This window comes from Janthinobacterium aquaticum (assembly GCF_009208565.1).
Taxonomy (GTDB): domain Bacteria; phylum Pseudomonadota; class Gammaproteobacteria; order Burkholderiales; family Burkholderiaceae_D; genus Janthinobacterium.
This window is the reverse complement of the sequence record NZ_WFLK01000010.1, coordinates 1-16,461: the sequence shown is the minus strand read 5'-3', so window position 1 is coordinate 16,461 and position 16,461 is coordinate 1. Positions and strand designations below refer to the sequence as shown.

Here is a 16,461-nt window from a genome sequence, read left to right as displayed (position 1 = left end):
AGCACTTTGAAAAGGATCGTACATGAGCTACAAGACTACCAATCCCTACAACGAAGAAGTCGTCAAAACCTTTGATGCGCACAGCGATGCGCAGCTCGACAAAGTGCTCGATACCGCGCACAGGCTGTTCCAGCAGGACTGGCGCCAGCGCAGTTTTGCCGAGCGCCAGACCATCGTCAAAAAGGCAGCCGCCCTGCTCAAGGAGCAGCGCGATGATTTCGCCAGGCTGATTACGCTGGAAATGGGCAAGCTGTTCAAGGAAGCGCAGCAGGAAGTGTCGCTATGCGTCAAGATTCTCGACTACTACGCAGACCATGCCGAACAGTTCCTGGCACCGAAAAAACTCGACGTCAAACGCGGCGAGGCCAGTGTGGAAATCGCACCGCTGGGCGTGATCTTCTGCGTCGAGCCATGGAACTTTCCGTACTACCAGCTGGCGCGCGTGGCCGGCCCGAACCTGATGGCCGGCAATACGCTGGTGGTCAAGCACGCCTCGAACGTGCCGCAGTGCGCGCTGGCATTTGAAAAGCTGTTCCTGGACGCAGGCGCACCCGAAGGCGCGTACACCAATGTGTTTATTTCCAGTGAGCAAGTGGCTACCGCGATTGCCGACCCGCGCGTGCAGGGCGTGGCGCTGACCGGCAGCGAGCGCGCCGGCGCTTCCGTGGCTGCTTCAGCGGGCAAGTCCCTCAAGAAAACCACCATGGAGCTGGGCGGCAGCGACGCCTTTATCGTGCTGGACGACGCCGATATGGACCTGGCCGTAAAGCTGGCCGTGATTGGCCGTATCCAGAATTCGGGCCAGGTATGCGATGGTTCCAAACGCTTTATTTTGCAGGAAAGCATCGCCGACACGTTTGTCGAACGCTTCCAGGCCGAGCTGGCCAAACTGGTGCCGGGCGACCCGATGCAGGAGTCGACCACGCTGGCGCCGCTGTCTAGCCTGTCGGCGCTGGAACTGGCCGTCAAGCAAGTGGGCCAGGCGGTCGAAGGCGGCGCCAGGGTGCTGCTCGGTGGCAAGCGGGCCGAGCGCAAGGGCTACTTCATGGAGCCGACCATCCTGGCCGACGTCAAGCCGGACAATCCTGTCTACTACCAGGAGTTCTTTGCGCCCGTGGCGATGATTTTCCGCGTCAAGGACGAGAACGAAGCCATCACGCTGGCCAATGATTCGCCATTCGGCCTGGGCGGCACCATCATCACCGCAGACGTCGCGCGCGGCAAGAAGCTGGCCAGCCAGATTGAGACCGGCATGGTGTTTATCAACTCGCCAGCGGTGACCGCACCGGACCTGCCATTTGGCGGCGTGAAAAACTCTGGCTATGGCCGTGAGCTGTCAGACCTCGGCATTATGGAGTTCGTCAACCGCAAGCTGGTGCTGGTGGGCTGACCTGCATGAAGTGCGGCCTGGCCTGGACTGCTCAACAGCGGTTCAGGCCAGGCAAAACCCCGGCTTACCAGGAGCCAGAGGCGCCACCTCCGCCCGAACGGCCACCACCGCTGGTGCTGCTATTGGAATCGCTGCTGTCGCTGCTTCCATTGTTGCTGCCGCTGCTGCTGTCATCGCGGTCACGGTTGCCGCCTTTGCGCTTGCGCTGCGGCCCGCCGCGCGCAAATCCGATCGAAAACAGCAGCACCTTGAGCCAGGCCAGCGTTTTGCTGCGCGCCTTGGGCAAATGGTATTTGCGTACGTTGGCGGCCACCAGGCGCCAGCGCAGCCACAGCCAGACCAGCACCAGAGCAACCGCACCCAACCACCCGCGCCAGTCGCCCGATGTGGCCATCACCACGCCAGCGGCCACGGCCACGCTGGCCAGCAGGCCAAACACTCCGGCAAACAGCAGCATGCCCAAGCCAAACAGCAGGAAAAAGCCCGCCAGGCCCAGCACCACCCATTTTGCGCCGGGGTTTTCCGGCTTGCCGGCAGAACCCTGGCTGGCGCTGGCCGGCTCGCTGGCGGGCGCCTTGCCTGCAATCACCGTCAGCATGGCATTGACGCCATCGGCGACACCGCCTTCCATATCGCCCTGCTGGAAGCGCGGCGCCATCACCTCTCGTATGATGCGCGCGCTTTCCAGGTCGGTCAGCCTGTCTTCGAGCCCATAGCCGCTTTCAATGCGCATCTTGCGCTCGCCGGTGGCAACGACCAGCAGGGCGCCGTCATCGCGGCCCTTGCGGCCAGGTTGCCAGTGTTCGAATACTGCCAGCGCGTACGCTTCGATTGACGGCTCGTCGCCGAGGCTGTCGACAGTCAGCACATACACCTGATGCCCGGTCTGTGCCTCGAACGCTTTGAGCTGGGCTTCGATGGCCGTGCCGCGCGCAGGCAGCACATGGGCATAGTCGTTCATATGCGCTTGCAGGACTGGCAGCGCTGGCGCTGCCTTTGCGACAGCCGCGTCCGGACAGAACAGGCACAGCAGGCAATACAGTGTGCAGAGCCACAGGCTGCGGCGCAAAGTTGTCTGCCTCATGATTGTGCGCCGATGGTGCTCCAGCAGTACCAGCCCAGTGCAAGCAGCCACGACAGCACAATGGCGAGGCCGGGCAGCAGCAGCCATTGCGCCGCCTTTTCTTCCCATGCTGCGTAGGGCTTGCCGCCACGCGCCAGCGCCAGCATGATCTGGCCGCCATTCATGCCGCCAAAAGGCAGCAGGTTCAGCGCGCACAGCTTGAGCGCCACCAGCGCAAACACGGCGACGAAATCGTGCGAACGGGCAAACACCTCACCGTCGGCCAGCAGTTGCTGGGCGGTGCCGAGCGGCGCCAGTGCGCCTTGAAAAATCTGAGCAAAAGCCGAGGTGAACGCCTGCCATCCTGGTACCCCTTGTGTGCCCAGTACGCCGGGCGTCAGTGCCAGCAATACCGCTACGCCGCTGGCGGGGACGGCAATCTGCTTCCACAGCGGCTGCTCGTTGTAGAAGTCGCGCCCCGGATCGTCCTCGAACACCTGCTGTTCGCGCGTATCTTTCAGCACTACATTGCCGGCAAACGGCAGCAAACCGATGTCGACCTTGCCGATGGTGAGTAAAGTCGGGCCGATGCCGTAGCGCAGGCTGCGTATGCCAATGCCCAGCATGGTGGCGCACAGCGCCATAATGGAAACATGCAGCAGCATGAACAGTGCAGTGGCCAGCAGCCAGTAAATGATGGTCGGCATCAACAATATCAGTAAGGAAAAATGTCATTAAAGCATATGGCATCGCAACCCCATCTCACAGTTGGCTGCGCAAGAAAAAAGCCCCGCCTGCATGACTGCAGACGGGGCTTTCGATATCGGGGCAGCTCGGTGCTGCCCGCTAAAACTTACAGTACGTCGCTGGCGTGGTCTGCCAGGCGCGAACGCTCGCCGCGCGCCAGGGTGACGTGGCCGCTGTGGGCCCAGCCCTTGAAGCGGTCGACCACGTAGGTCAGGCCGCTGGAGCCTTCGGTCAGGTACGGCGTGTCGATCTGTGCGATATTGCCCAGGCACAGGATCTTGGTGCCGGGGCCGGCGCGCGTGACCAGCGTCTTGACCTGTTTCGGCGTCAGATTCTGCGCTTCGTCGATGATCAGGAACTTGTTGACAAACGTGCGTCCGCGCATGAAGTTGAGCGACTTGATCTTGATGCGCGAACGGATCAGGTCCTGGGTTGCCGCACGGCCCCATTCGCCTCCGTCCGAATCGGACTTGTTGAGCACTTCGAGGTTGTCGTCAAAGGCACCCATCCATGGCGACATTTTTTCTTCTTCCGTACCCGGCAGGAAACCGATGTCTTCGCCCACTGGCACGGTGACGCGGGTAACGATGATTTCGTTGTACAGCTTGGTTTCCAGCACCTGCGCCAGGCCGGCGGCCAGCGCCAGCAGGGTCTTGCCGGTACCGGCCTGGCCCAGCAGGGTGACGAAGTCGCACTCCGGATTCATCAAGAGGTTCAGCGCAAAGTTCTGCTCGCGGTTGCGCGCCGTCACGCCCCACACATTGTTCTTGTTGTGGCTGAAGTCGCGCAGCGTTTGCAGCACGGCCGTCTTGCCGTTGATCTGCTTGACCTGGCCGTAGAACGACGCTTCGCCGTTGTTCGGCTCCAGGTAGACGAACTGGTTGACCAGCAGCGACGGGATGAACGGGCCGGTCACGCGGTAGAAGGTAGCGCTGGTGCCGTTCTTGTTTTCCTGCCACGACTCCATGTCCTTGCCGTGTTTGGTCCAAAAGTCGTCTGGCAGTTGCACGATGCCCGAATAGAGCAGGTCGGTGTCTTCCAGCACATGGTCGTTGAAATAGTCTTCGGCCGGCAGGCCCAAAGCGCGCGCCTTGATGCGCATATTGATGTCTTTCGACACCAGCACCACGGCGCGGCCCGCCTGTTCCGCTTCCAGCGAGCGCACCACGGCCAGGATCTGGTTGTCGGCCTTGCCCACTGGCAGGCCGGCCGGCAGGTCGGCGTTTTGCAAGCGGGTCTGGAAGAACAGGCGACCCTTGGCGTCCTTGTTGCCCAGTTTGGACAGCGCAATGCCTTGCTCGATAGCGTCGTCGTCGGTATTGCTGATCAGGGCGTCAAGCGTGCGCGAGACCTGGCGTGCATTGCGCGCCACTTCGGTCATGCCCTTCTTGTGGTTGTCGAGTTCTTCCAATGTCATCATCGGCAGATACACATCGTGCTCTTCAAAGCGGAACAGCGACGATGGATCGTGCATCAGCACGTTGGTGTCGAGCACGAACAGCTTGGTGACGCCACGCTGGTCGGCGGCGCGGCTTGTCGACGATTTGAGCTGGACTTCAACCGGCTTGTGCTTGGCTGGATGCGGCGCTTCGGCCTGTTTTGCCTTGGCCTTGGCGGCCGGCTTGGCTTTTGCCACCGGTGCTGCCGGGGCGGTGCTTGCTACCGGCGCTACCGGCGCCGGTTCCAGCACTTCGGCTGCTTTGGCCACCATCTGGGCGGCAACTTGCTTGATTTTGGTGGCGGCATTGCGTACCGGATTGCTCACTTCGGCGATCGCCGCTTCAATAATCGGTGCTGCTACCGGCTTGGGCGGCGCGTTTTTCGCGACCAGCGGCGTGGCGCCGGTAGGGTAATCTTGGGTAGCCAGAATAGTTGCTGGCTTGCTGGGCATTTTTGGCAGTGGCATCAGGATCTCAATCAAAAAATTTCTGGAATGAATCGCCCACGGGCGGCCGGCATTCGGCAGCGCAACATGGGGTCGATGCGGGAATAACGCTAAGACAGAATAACAAAACTGCCGTTTGGCCGGCTGCGAAGCCGGGTAAGTGTGCCGTTGACGGGCGGTAAGCCCGTCTGGCGGAGGAGGTGGGTGTGCTGCGTAGACTCAAAATGGCACTGTGCACTATGAACTGGACAACGGGTTGAACGACGCCTGCTGGAGCCTGGCTACGCGCATCAGTTCAGACGCGCTACAAATTCCAGCACTTCTTCCACGTGAGTTGCGACCTTCACGCCACGCCATTCTTTCACCAATTTGCCATCAGCGTCAATCACAAACGTACTGCGCTCAACCCCGCGCACGGTCTTGCCATACATCTGTTTCATCTTCATGACATTAAACAGCAGGCAGACTTTTTCTTCCGGATCGGAAATGAGCTCGAACGGCAGCTCGAGCTTGGCCTTGAAGCTTTCATGCGAGCGCAGCGAATCGCGGCTGATGCCGTAGATTTCCACGCCGGCTGCCTGGAATTTTTCATAGGCGTCACGAAACGCCATGTTTTCAGTGGTGCAGCCTGGGGTATTGTCTTTCGGGTAGAAAAACAGCACCGTGGCCTTGGCCGGGCGGCCCAGCAGCTGGAAGGTTTTGCCGCTGGTCATGGCGGCCTGGAAGTCGGCTATGCTAACGAGGGATGGGCTATCAGCCACAGGTGCTCTCCTGAACGGTCATCATCAGCGCTGTTTTAAACTGGCAACGCATCCAGTTACCACAATACAGGGTTCAGGCAGCTTTGCCCTGCACGATCAGGCGTCCCGACCGGCCTGGCAGTTCGTCCCAGGTAATCGGGCAGACGGGCAGATCAAGCTCCTTGATCTTGTCGTAATACTCGGCCATCGAAGCAAGCTGGTAGCCTTGGGCTTGCCAGCCTTTCAATAACTGCTCGAAGATGGGGGCAAGTTTCTGTCCTTCAAGTTCTGCGTGCAAAGTATAAACATGGTCGCGCCGGTTTTCCGCCGTCAGGGACAGGATATGCTCGGCAATGTTTTCGGTTGTGAGCATTTTGCCATCGATCTCGCAGCCGAGCAATTCGTCCAATGTGGGCAGGGTGGTGGGCAGTTGCACGCATTGCAGGATGGTGTTTCCATTACGCACACGGTGCGGACCGTTGGACGCCGTGACCATGGCGCCGCGCTCATCGAGCATGGCGCGCCCGTCCGAAGCGTAGCGGTAGCCGACTTCATCGTGCTCGACAAACGCGCTGACATTCATCTGCCAGCCGGCCGCGCCGTGCGTGTGGGGCGCCGCGCCGAAAATCTGCGTATAGCGCGCTGCCGCCTTGCGCATCATCTTGATGGTCCAGGCGGTATTGCGGCGGGCAACGTTGTCTTGCCAGAGGGTATGGTCCCAGGTGTGGATGCCGCATTCGAAGCCGGCGTCGCGTACAGCGCGCAGCTCTGGCGCGCAGCGCTGGCCGATGTCCGGCCCCGGCAGCAGGGTGCCGTACATCAGCGTTTTCAGGCCGTAATGCTCCACTACCGACGTGCGCGAAACCTTGCTGAAAAAACCGGGACGCAAGGCGCGCCGTAATGCCCAGCCCGTATGATCGGGGCCCAGCGAGAACAGAAAGGTGGCGTTGGCCTGGTGCGCCGTCAGGATGCGCACCAGGTTGCCCATACCTTCGCGAGTGCCGCGATAGGTATCGACGTCGATTTTCAGTGTCAGTAGTGGCTTGCTCAATTTAATCCATCAAAGCTTGGGCTTGTGCCACCTGGCTGCGGTAGGCATCAAAGATATTGCGCAGGGAGTCGGCCATGGTGGTGGTCGGCGCCCATTCCAGTTCTTCGCAGGTATTGGTGATTTTTGGTACACGGTTCTGCACGTCCTGGTAACCGGCGCCATAATAAGCGCCCGAGCTCGTTTCGACAATGCTCACACGCTTGGCGCCATCGGCGTATTCCGGATATTCGGCAGCCAGTTCCAGCATCATGCCAGCCAGGTCGCGGATCGAGTAGTTATTGACCGGGTTGCCGATATTGTAGATCTTGCCGCTGGCGACACCGTTCTTGTTGGCGATAATGCGCATCAGCGCGTCGATGCCGTCGTCGATATACGTGAACGCGCGTTTCTGTGCGCCGCCGTCGACCAGCGAAATGTTCTCGCCGCGCACGATATGGCCGAAGAACTGCGTGACCACGCGCGAGGAACCTTCTTTTGGCGTATGGATCGAATCGAGGCCGGCGCCGATCCAGTTGAACGGGCGGAACAGCGTGAAGTTCAGGCCTTCCATGCCGTAGCCCCAGATCACGCGGTCCATCAGTTGCTTGGCGTTCGAATAGATCCAGCGCGGCTTGTTGATCGGGCCGCAGATCAGTTCCGAGTTTTCCGGATCGAATTCGGCGTCGTGGCACATGCCATACACTTCCGAGGTCGACGGGAACACCAGATGCTTGCCGTACTTGGCGGCCGAGCGCACGATCGGCAGGTTGGCTTCGAAGTCCAGTTCGAACACGCGCAGCGGCTGCTTGACGTAGGTCGACGGCGTGGCGATGGCCACCAGCGGCAGGATCACGTCGCACTTCTTGACGTGGTATTCGACCCATTCCTTGTTAATGGTGATGTCGCCTTCAAAGAAGTGCATGCGCGACTTGTAGTCGGGATTGTCCAGCAGATCGGTGATGCGATCCGTATTCATATCCATGCCGTAGACGTGCCAGTCGGTGGTCTCGAGGATGCGCTTGGACAGGTGGTGGCCGATAAAACCGTTAACGCCAAGGATAAGGACTTTTTTCATGTGAAATTCTCGTGGGTAAAAATCAGTGGGTGCTGAAGGAGGTGGTAAGTTGTTGTTGCAGCTGCGTGGCAGAAACCTGGGTGTCGCCGGCCAGCAGTTCGCTGATGGCCAGCAGGCGCCCGTCGCCGCAGACGCCGACAATGTTGCCATCGATAACCGCCAGGCCTGGCGGCAGATTGGCCGGCGCATGGCCGGACAAGCGCGCCTTGCCGATTACATAGCGCGCAGCGCCGATATCGGTAAAAGCGCCCGGATACGGCGGCGCCACGGCGCGGTGCAGGTTGTAGACCTGCTGCGCCGGCAGCGTCCAGTCGATACGGCCGTCTTCGGGCTTGCGTCCGCCAAAGTAGCCGCCCTGGCGCAAATCGTTCGGCAGCATGGCGGCAGTGCCGTCCTGCAGCGCCGGCAGGATGCGCCACAGCGTCTGCTCGGCGGCCACCGTCACCTTGCCGAACACCTCGAACGCGGTGTCGTCAGGCAGGATCGGCACGGCCGTTTGCGCCACGATGGCGCCGGCGTCGGGCTTGACGGTCATGGCATGCAAGGTCGCACCCGTCTCGCTGGCGCCATGCAGCACGGCCCAGTTGACGGGCGCGCGGCCGCGAAACTGCGGCAACAGCGAGCCGTGCATATTGTAGGCAGGGGCGACACCGAGCAGGTCGGCCGGCAGCATATGGCGGTAATAAAAGCTGAACAGCACATCGGGCTGCGCTGCCTGTACCTGGGCCAGCAGTTCGGGCGAACGCGCGTCCGGCGGCGTGACATAGGCGATGCCTTCAGCCTGGCACAGCTGCACCACCGATTCAAACCAGATCGCTTCCTGCGGGTTGTCTTCGTGCGTGACCACCAGCGCAATATCGACGCCGCCGGCGAGCAGCACCTTGAGGCAGCGCACGCCCACGTTATGGTAGGCAAAAACAACGGCGCGCATCAGCGGGCCACCTGGCGTTTTTCCAGGCGCACATAGGGCTGCGCTTCCGCTTCAGCCTGGGCCATGCCGTCCTGCAAAATGGTCTGCACCACATAGCGCGGCCGTGCGCGTACCTGCTGGAAGATGCGCCCGATATATTCGCCAACCAGCCCGATGCCAAACAAGATCACGCCCATAAAGAAGAACGCAATGGCAAACAGCGTGAAGACGCCTTGCGCCTCGGCGCCGAACAGGAAGCGGCGCGCCAGCAGATAGATCACCAGAATGGCCGAACTGGCCGACAGCATCATGCCCAGCATGGAAAAAATCTGCAGCGGGATCAGCGAAAAGCCGGTCACCAGGTCGAAATTGAGGCGGATCAGGCTGTACAGCGAGTATTTTGACTCGCCGGCTGCGCGCTCTTCATGCTCGACCGTGATTTCGGTCGGCTTGCGTGCAAACGTGTAGGCCAGCGCCGGCACGAAGGTATTGACTTCGCCGCACTGGTTGACCAGGTCGATCACGTTGCGGCCGTAGGCGCGCAGCATATTGCCCTGGTCGGTGATCTTGATATTGGTAATGCGCTCGCGCAGGCGGTTCATCATTTTTGAGGCGACCGTGCGCCAGGCCGAATCCTGACGCTTGCGGCGGATCGAGCCGACATAGTCGTAGCCTTCGCGCATCTTGGCCACCAGGTTGCCGATTTCTTCGGGCGGGTTCTGCAGGTCGGCGTCGAGCGTGACCATGATCTGTCCGCGCGACGCTTCAAAGCCGGCCAGGATGGCCATATGCTGGCCGTAGTTGCCGTTGAACAGGATCACGCGGGTCACATCGGGACGCTGGCGGAACTGCTCGGCCAGCATGCTGACGGAATTGTCGCGGCTGCCGTCGTTGACAAAGATGATTTCATAGCTGCTCTGCAGCGCATCGAGCGCCGGGTACAGCCGCGCGAACAGGCTGGCCAGGCCTTCCTGTTCGTTGTAGATCGGAATAATGACGGAGATTTCAGGTTTCATCTGGCGCTCCTCACTTGACGAGGATGGATTTGACGGCCGCCACGGCGCGTTCGACATCGGCCAGCGTCATGGCGTAGAACATCGGCAGGGTCACGGTCAGGCGGCCGATCTTTTCGGCTGCCGGGAACATGCCTTCGGTAAAGCCGCGCTCGCGGTACAGCGTAAACAGGTGGATCGGCGCATAGTGAAAGCCGGTGCCCACGTTCAGTTCGGCCATCTGGCGCATAAAGTTGGCGCGCGTATCGGGCCCCAGATCGGGCAGAATGATCTGGAATAAATGCCAGTTGCTGTTGTCAAAGTCGGCCACCGGCAGCTGTGCGCCGCTGGCCGCTTCAAAGTCGCTGCCGAACTGGTCAAAATAATGGCGTGCCAGTGCGCGGCGGTGCGCGGTAATAGCCTCGATATTGGCGAACTGCCCCAGGCCGATAGCGGCCATGATGTCGCTCATATTGTATTTGCCGCCCACCAGGTCGACATCGATGCCGTCGACGCCGCTGCGGGTGACGCCCTGCAGCCGGTATTTTTCGGCCAGCTTCGCTTCGGCTTCGCTGTTGAGCACCAGCGCGCCGCCTTCGCCGGTGGTGATGTTCTTGTTGGCCTGGAAGCTGAACGAGACAAAGTCGCCAAACGCTCCGATGCGCTTGCCGTTCCAGGACGAACCGAGCGCCTGCGCCGCGTCTTCGATCACGCGCAGCTGATGTTTGTCAGCGATCGCATACAGGCGGTCCATATCGACCGGCAGGCCGGCCAGGTAGACCGGGATAATGGCGCGCGTTTTAGGCGTGATGGCCGCTTCAAGCTTGTCCAGGTCGATATTGCGCGTAACCGGATCGATATCGGCAAACACGGGCGTGGCGCCCACTTCGATAATCACATTCGACGTCGCCACCCACGAGATCGGGGTGGTGATGACTTCGTCGCCAGGGCCTATGCCGGCGATGCGCAGGGCGATTTCCATGGTGCAGGTGCCGGAATTGAAGGTGCGCACCGGGCGGCCGCCGCAATACTCGGACAGCAGCGCTTCAAACGCCTGCACTTTCGGGCCGCTGGTAATCCAGCCCGAGCGCAGCACGTCGCCGACGGCCGCGATGGTGGCTTCGTCGATGGTCGGTTTGGAAAACGGCAAAAAGGGCAGGGTAGAGGTCATGGTCTTTACTGTGTTAAACGCCTCTCGGCGCGGTCGCAAAAGCTGCCGCACAGACCGCGTCTGCCGGCTTTTTCATTGTATAGCGTATCAATTTTCTGGCACGATTGTCTGCAGCGGGGGCGGGGCTGCCAAACATGCCAGGGAAGAGTGTCATGCACCGCGCAAACGCTGATGTTTGCTGGGCTGATCCATTTTTTGTGACGGCGCGCGTAAATACCGTCACTCCTGTATTACAAGTTGGCAATGATCATGCGGCGGGCATCTTCTGCCACCACGCGCATGGGCACACCACGCTGCTTCAAATGCTGATACAAATCCAGGCTGATAACGGCCACGCTATGCTTGCCGTTGACTGCATCCTGTGTCCACTGAGTAATAAAATCATCGACTTTGGGGATCGACAGTTCGGGCTGCTGTTTCAGGCCAAACGTAAATTCATCCCAATAGTCCACCAGTATCATCGGCCGCTGCAGATAATAGGTCAGCGACTGCTCGTAAATGCCAACCGAATAGAGCTTGGTGTCGGGCTTGAGTTCGGCCTGAATTTTTGGCAGCAGATCAGTGCCGGCGCGGTTCTGGCCGTACAGTTCGGAGCCGGCCAGGATGCAGTGCGTGGCCAAAAAGCCGGCGCAGGCAATGGTCAGCACGCCCATGTCGCGGCGCATTTGCCGGATATGCAGCAGCGCCAGCGCACCGCCCGACAGCATCAGGAAACCGGCAGCGAGCACCCACGGCAGGTAGCCACGCAGGGCGATCAGGTTCGCTTCATCGCGCTTGGTCGGCAGGTTGAGCGCCAGCGGCATGCCGATCAGAAGTGCGGCACCGAGCAGCGCCATGATGCTGGCGGCCCATGCACGCTGCTGGCGCGAGGTGTTTTCCAGATGCAGCGCGACCAGCAGCGCCAGCGCCGGGAAGACCGGCACGATATAGCCAGGCAGCTTGGAGGTTGAATAGCTGAAAAAACAGAAAATAAAGACGGCCCAGGTCAGCAGCATCACGCGCGGCTGGAAGGCGCCGCTCTGGCGCCGTGCCGCAGCGGCCAGGCTTTGCGGCAGAATGCCGATCCACGGCATGATGCCGGGAATAAGCAGCACCAGGAAGTAGTACCAGGCGCCTTCGCGCTTGTGGCCCTTCATCAGGAAACGCTGGAAATGCTCGTGGACAAAAAAGAAATACGGTTGCTCGGGATTGCGCAGCGCGACCAGCACGAACCACGGCGTAGCAATGGCAAAAAATACCAGCACGCCCTTGAGCAGATGCAGGCGGGCCCAGATGCGCCAGTCGCGTGCGAACAGGCTGTACAGGATCAGGGTTGCGCCCGGCAATACCAGCCCGATCAGACCCTTGGCCAGCACCGCCAGCGCCATGCTGCCCCAGCACACCAGCATCCAGTTGCGCCGTTCGGCAGCGGTGGCTTCGTCGCGCTGGGCAATCAGCAGGCTCATCAAGGTGAGCGTCATCATGCCCGACAGGCCCATGTCGAGCGAATTGATCTGGCCAGAAGCCAGCCAGAACAGGCTTGACGCCAGTACCATGCCCGCATACAGGCCTACGCGCGGACCGAATACTTTCCTGCCTGCCAGTGCCGTCATGCACACGCCCAGAATGCCGCACAGGCCGGTCCACAGCCGCGCCTGCCATTCGCCGAGGCCAAAGGCGGCAAACGTCAGCGCGTTCATCCAGGTTTGCAGTGGCGGCTTTTCAAAATACTTGATGCCGTTCAGACGCGTGGTGATCCAGTCGCCGCTGGTAAACATTTCACGCGCCATTTCGGCATAGCGGCCTTCATCGGGCGGCACCAGTGTACGAATGCCCAGCGCATAGAGCGTGACGATGACAAACACCGCCAGCAAAGACCACATGAACCAGCGCGAGCCATGCAGTTCGTTGATATTGAGCTTCATGCGGCGCTGCTGGCGCCGGGATTGAGGATCAGGGCCAGCGCCGCCTTGCGGCCTTCGCCCATCAGGATATTGTAGGTGCGGCAGGCAGCCTGGTTGTCCATGCATTCGACGCCGATGCGCAGCATGGTCAGGGCCGCCGACAATTTCGGATGCACGAAGCGCTGGCGATCACCGGTGCCCAGGATCACTACATCGGGTTGCTGCGCCAGGATCTGCGCAAAATGCGCTTCCGTCAGTGCTTCAAACGTTGCCGGTCCCCACGCTTGCGGTTCCACTTCAGGCATCACCAGCAGACTATGGCCATAATGCTGGGCGTTGATTTCCACGCCGCTACTGTCATAGCCGGTAACGGTCTGGTATTGTTGGGTGCTGGAGGCGTGCAGTTTCATCTGATTCGGCAAAAACGGGTCGGTTGAAGAAGGGCTTGGCAGTGAAATACACGGTACAACCGCCTTCGCCACAATGCCATAAAAGACAACAAAATGCGACTGGAAAAGCGCTTCCTTTCCAAATTGCAATCTAGCTGTTGTCTCAGTGTTTCATGTTAGTCAGGGCAGATTAAGGGAACATGAAGAAATGCAATGCTTGCTCCTGGTGCTGGCTGATACATAAACAGGCAGGCGTGGCAGAATCAGCTGCTAAATGCTGGGTTGGGCCATGTTTAATTTGATAAAATGGCCTGCTTTCGGCGAAAATGCTGGTCTCGCCTGGCAAGTACAAAGATGAATAGTTCAGGCGAAAATAACTCAGGTTTGAAGCGCCGTATCACACAGGGATTTTATTTTGCGACCGATTCAGAAATCGAACAAATTGGCGGATGTCTGCTACGACATCCGTGGCCCGGTACTGGAAAAGTCCAGGCAAATGGAAGAAGAAGGCCACAAGATCACCAAGCTCAATATCGGCAACCTGGCCGTATTCGGTTTTGATCCGCCCGACGAGATCGTGCGCGACATGATGATGAACTTGCAGAACGCGGCTGGCTACACCGACTCGAAAGGCATGTTTGCGCCGCGCAAGGCCGTCATGCACTACACGCAGAGCAAGAACATTGCCGGCGTCACCATCGACGATATCTACCTGGGCAACGGCGCCTCCGAACTGATCGTGATGTCGATGAATGCGCTGCTCAACAGCGGCGACGAAGTGCTGGTGCCGGCGCCCGACTATCCGCTGTGGACGGCGGCAGTCAGCCTGTCGGGCGGCAATCCGGTCCATTATGTATGCGACGAGCAGAACCAGTGGTATCCCGATATCGAGGACATGCGCCGCAAGATCACCTCCAACACGCGCGCCATCGTGGTGATCAACCCCAACAATCCGACCGGCGCGCTGTACCCGGTCGAAGTGCTGCAGCAGATCGTCGAACTGGCGCGCCAGCACCAGCTGATCATTTTTGCCGACGAAATCTACGACAAGGTGCTGTACGACGACGCCGAGCACGTGTCGATTGCCTCGCTGGCCGACGACGTGCTGTTCATTACCCTGAACGGCCTGTCGAAGAACTACCGCTCGTGCGGCTACCGTTCGGGCTGGATGGTGGTGTCGGGCGAGAAGCGCCATGCGAAAGACTATATCGAAGGTCTCAATATGCTGGCCTCGATGCGCCTGTGCGCCAATGCGCCAGGGCAGTTTGCGATCCAGACCGCGCTGGGCGGCTACCAGAGCATCGACGACCTGGTCAAGCCGGGCGGACGCCTGCTCAAGCAGCGCGACCTGGCCTACAAGCTGCTCACCGAGATACCAGGCGTGACCTGCGTCAAGCCCAAAGCGGCGCTGTATATGTTCCCGCGGCTGGACCCGGCGATCTATCCGATCGTCGACGACCAGCAGTTTGCTTATGAACTGCTGGCCGAAGCGAAGGTGCTGATCGTGCAGGGCACCGGTTTCAACTGGATCGCGCCCGACCACTTCCGCGTGGTGTTCCTGCCCAATTCGGACGATATGACCGAAGCGATGGGTCGCATCGCGCGCTTCCTGGAAGGCTACCGCAAGCGTCACAGCCGCGCCGTGGCGTAAGCGGGCGGTCAGCAGCAATACCGATCAACCTGGCGCACGCACAGCCGTGCGCCATTAATGAGCAATCGAGCACCTTATGAAATCCATCAAGATCGGCCTGTTGGGCCTCGGTAATGTCGGCTACGGTACGTTCAGCGTCCTGCAGCGCAACCAGGAAGAAATCAAGCGCCGCGCAGGTCGCGGCATCGAAGTGGTGGCCGTCGCCGTGCGCGACGTGGCGCGCGCCGAAGCGCTGGTCGCCGGCGCCTGCAAGGTCGTCAATGATCCGGCCGTACTCGTCAACGATCCCGAGATCGATATCGTGGTCGAGCTGATCGGCGGCTACGACCTGTCGAAAACGCTGGTGCTGCAGGCGATTGCCAACGGCAAGCATGTGGTCACCGCCAACAAGGCCCTGCTGGCCGTGCATGGCAACGAAATCTTTGCCGCTGCGCAGGAAAAAGGCGTGATGGTGGCGTTTGAAGCGGCCGTGGCCGGCGGCATTCCGATCATCAAGGCGCTGCGCGAAGGGCTGACCGCCAACCGCATCGAATGGGTGGCCGGCATTATCAACGGCACCACCAACTTCATTTTGTCCGAAATGCGCGACAAGGGCCTGGACTTTGCTACCGTACTGAAACAAGCGCAGGAACTCGGTTACGCCGAAGCCGACCCAACCTTCGATATCGAAGGCGTGGACGCGGCGCACAAGGCCACCATCATGTCGGCGATTGCCTTTGGCATCCCGGTGCAGTTCGACAAGGCCTATGTGGAAGGCATCAGCAACCTCAACGCCATCGATATCCGCTACGCCGAGCAACTGGGCTACCGCATCAAGCTGCTGGGTATCACACGCCGCGCCACTGTCGATGGCCAGGAAGGCATCGAACTGCGCGTGCATCCGACACTGATTCCGGCCAAGCGCCTGATCGCCAACGTCGAAGGCGCGATGAATGCCGTGCTGGTGCATGGCGACGCCGTTGGCGCCAGCCTGTATTCAGGTCGCGGCGCCGGCGCCGAGCCGACCGCCTCGTCGGTGATTGCCGACCTGGTCGACATCACCCGCCTGGCCACGGCCGACCCCGAGCACCGCGTGCCGCATCTGGCCTTCCAGCCGAACGCGATGGCCAATATCGCGATTTTGCCGATGTCGGAAATCACCACCAGCTACTACCTGCGCATGCACGTGGCCGACCAGCCCGGCGTGCTGGCCGACCTCACGCGCATCCTGGCCGACCGCGGCATCTCGATCGACGCCATGCTGCAAAAGGAACCAGCCGAAGGCGAAACGCATACCGACATCATTATGCTGACGCATCAGACCCAGGAAAAGAATGTGACGGCCGCAATTGAAAAAATGCAGTCGCTCGACAGCGTGCAGGGTGTGGTGACCAAGATCCGGTTGGAAAACCTGAGCTGAGCTATTGTTGCGTAGATACTGTTATCCCCGTCAAGCGGCGTGCAAGGTTGGATCAAATATTTTTCCTGACCTGAGCACGCCGAATGCCACGTGTACCAGTTTGCGCATCATGGCACCGATGATCAATTTCGGCGCC

14 protein-coding genes and 1 pseudogene are annotated in these 16,461 nt (G+C 60.3%); 3 read left to right on the top strand and 12 right to left on the bottom strand.

The genetic code is table 11. The features are described 5' to 3' along the window. Positions 1 to 22: 22 nt before the first annotated feature. Positions 23 to 1,390, top strand: a complete 1,368-nt coding sequence (locus GCM43_RS16105) for an NAD-dependent succinate-semialdehyde dehydrogenase (RefSeq protein WP_152246067.1) — start codon at positions 23 to 25, stop codon at positions 1,388 to 1,390. Between the two features lie 64 nt (positions 1,391 to 1,454). On the opposite strand, the gene GCM43_RS16100 is transcribed toward GCM43_RS16105, so the two are convergent. From GCM43_RS16100 to GCM43_RS16050, 11 genes are all read right to left on the bottom strand, one after another. Beyond that, positions 1,455 to 2,351, bottom strand: a complete 897-nt coding sequence (locus GCM43_RS16100) for a TPM domain-containing protein (RefSeq protein ID WP_193315640.1) — start codon at positions 2,349 to 2,351, stop codon at positions 1,455 to 1,457. Between the two features lie 119 nt (positions 2,352 to 2,470). Next, positions 2,471 to 3,160 carry a site-2 protease family protein gene (locus tag GCM43_RS16095; protein ID WP_152246063.1) on the bottom strand — a complete coding sequence of 230 codons (690 nt, stop codon included), beginning with the start codon at positions 3,158 to 3,160 and terminating at the stop codon, positions 2,471 to 2,473. A gap of 146 nt (positions 3,161 to 3,306) precedes the next feature. Then, a complete protein-coding gene (locus GCM43_RS16090; RefSeq protein ID WP_152246061.1) occupies positions 3,307 to 5,106 on the bottom strand; it encodes a PhoH family protein in 1,800 nt (599 codons plus the stop codon). A 269-nt stretch (positions 5,107 to 5,375) separates the two neighbouring features. Further along, positions 5,376 to 5,846 (bottom strand): peroxiredoxin, encoded by a 471-nt coding sequence (locus tag GCM43_RS16085; RefSeq protein WP_152246059.1) that lies wholly within the window; start codon positions 5,844 to 5,846, stop codon positions 5,376 to 5,378. A 73-nt stretch (positions 5,847 to 5,919) separates the two neighbouring features. Next, positions 5,920 to 6,813 (bottom strand): polysaccharide deacetylase family protein, encoded by an 894-nt coding sequence (locus GCM43_RS16080; RefSeq protein WP_152246379.1) that lies wholly within the window; start codon positions 6,811 to 6,813, stop codon positions 5,920 to 5,922. 64 nt (positions 6,814 to 6,877) lie between these two features. Further along, complete coding sequence (locus GCM43_RS16075) at positions 6,878 to 7,930, bottom strand: bifunctional UDP-4-keto-pentose/UDP-xylose synthase (protein ID WP_152246057.1); 1,053 nt, start codon at positions 7,928 to 7,930, stop codon at positions 6,878 to 6,880. A 22-nt stretch (positions 7,931 to 7,952) separates the two neighbouring features. After that, positions 7,953 to 8,861: a formyltransferase gene (locus GCM43_RS16070; RefSeq protein WP_152246055.1), complete on the bottom strand. Its 909-nt coding sequence runs from the start codon at positions 8,859 to 8,861 to the stop codon at positions 7,953 to 7,955. After that, positions 8,861 to 9,856 (bottom strand): glycosyltransferase, encoded by a 996-nt coding sequence (locus GCM43_RS16065; RefSeq protein ID WP_152246053.1) that lies wholly within the window; start codon positions 9,854 to 9,856, stop codon positions 8,861 to 8,863. Before GCM43_RS16065 ends, GCM43_RS16070 begins: the two co-directional genes overlap by 1 nt. 10 nt (positions 9,857 to 9,866) lie before the next feature. After that, a complete protein-coding gene (locus GCM43_RS16060; RefSeq protein WP_152246051.1) occupies positions 9,867 to 11,003 on the bottom strand; it encodes a DegT/DnrJ/EryC1/StrS family aminotransferase in 1,137 nt (378 codons plus the stop codon). A gap of 230 nt (positions 11,004 to 11,233) precedes the next feature. Further along, a complete protein-coding gene (locus GCM43_RS16055) occupies positions 11,234 to 12,907 on the bottom strand; it encodes a glycosyltransferase family 39 protein (RefSeq protein WP_226929514.1) in 1,674 nt (557 codons plus the stop codon). Next, positions 12,904 to 13,296, bottom strand: coding sequence for an Mth938-like domain-containing protein (locus tag GCM43_RS16050; protein WP_152246049.1), 393 nt, complete (start codon positions 13,294 to 13,296; stop codon positions 12,904 to 12,906). Before GCM43_RS16050 ends, GCM43_RS16055 begins: the two co-directional genes overlap by 4 nt. Before the next feature lie 394 nt (positions 13,297 to 13,690). Between GCM43_RS16050 and GCM43_RS16045 the strand changes: the two genes are divergently transcribed. Then, complete coding sequence (locus GCM43_RS16045) at positions 13,691 to 14,926, top strand: pyridoxal phosphate-dependent aminotransferase (protein WP_152246047.1); 1,236 nt, start codon at positions 13,691 to 13,693, stop codon at positions 14,924 to 14,926. Positions 14,927 to 15,002: 76 nt separating this feature from the next. Beyond that, positions 15,003 to 16,325 (top strand): homoserine dehydrogenase, encoded by a 1,323-nt coding sequence (locus GCM43_RS16040; protein ID WP_152246045.1) that lies wholly within the window; start codon positions 15,003 to 15,005, stop codon positions 16,323 to 16,325. 30 nt (positions 16,326 to 16,355) lie between these two features. On the opposite strand, the pseudogene GCM43_RS26185 reads toward GCM43_RS16040, so the two are convergent. Beyond that, positions 16,356 to 16,461: pseudogene (locus tag GCM43_RS26185) on the bottom strand (IS110 family transposase); the annotation flags it as partial.

What these genes read in the sequence shown, in the direction of transcription:
- GCM43_RS16095 (WP_152246063.1), bottom strand. Translation starts at nt 3,160, where the DNA reads ATGCCGACCATCATTTACTGGCTGCTGGCCACTGCACTGTTCATGCTG.
- GCM43_RS16055 (WP_226929514.1), bottom strand. Translation starts at nt 12,907, where the DNA reads ATGAAGCTCAATATCAACGAACTGCATGGCTCGCGCTGGTTCATGTGG.
- GCM43_RS16040 (WP_152246045.1), top strand. Translation starts at nt 15,003, where the DNA reads ATGAAATCCATCAAGATCGGCCTGTTGGGCCTCGGTAATGTCGGCTAC.
- GCM43_RS16100 (WP_193315640.1), bottom strand. Translation starts at nt 2,351, where the DNA reads ATGAACGACTATGCCCATGTGCTGCCTGCGCGCGGCACGGCCATCGAA.
- GCM43_RS16075 (WP_152246057.1), bottom strand. Translation starts at nt 7,930, where the DNA reads ATGAAAAAAGTCCTTATCCTTGGCGTTAACGGTTTTATCGGCCACCAC.
- GCM43_RS16065 (WP_152246053.1), bottom strand. Translation starts at nt 9,856, where the DNA reads ATGAAACCTGAAATCTCCGTCATTATTCCGATCTACAACGAACAGGAA.
- GCM43_RS16050 (WP_152246049.1), bottom strand. Translation starts at nt 13,296, where the DNA reads ATGAAACTGCACGCCTCCAGCACCCAACAATACCAGACCGTTACCGGC.
- GCM43_RS16105 (WP_152246067.1), top strand. Translation starts at nt 23, where the DNA reads ATGAGCTACAAGACTACCAATCCCTACAACGAAGAAGTCGTCAAAACC.
- GCM43_RS16060 (WP_152246051.1), bottom strand. Translation starts at nt 11,003, where the DNA reads ATGACCTCTACCCTGCCCTTTTTGCCGTTTTCCAAACCGACCATCGAC.
- GCM43_RS16090 (WP_152246061.1), bottom strand. Translation starts at nt 5,106, where the DNA reads ATGCCACTGCCAAAAATGCCCAGCAAGCCAGCAACTATTCTGGCTACC.
- GCM43_RS16070 (WP_152246055.1), bottom strand. Translation starts at nt 8,861, where the DNA reads ATGCGCGCCGTTGTTTTTGCCTACCATAACGTGGGCGTGCGCTGCCTC.
- GCM43_RS16080 (WP_152246379.1), bottom strand. Translation starts at nt 6,813, where the DNA reads ATGGGCAACCTGGTGCGCATCCTGACGGCGCACCAGGCCAACGCCACC.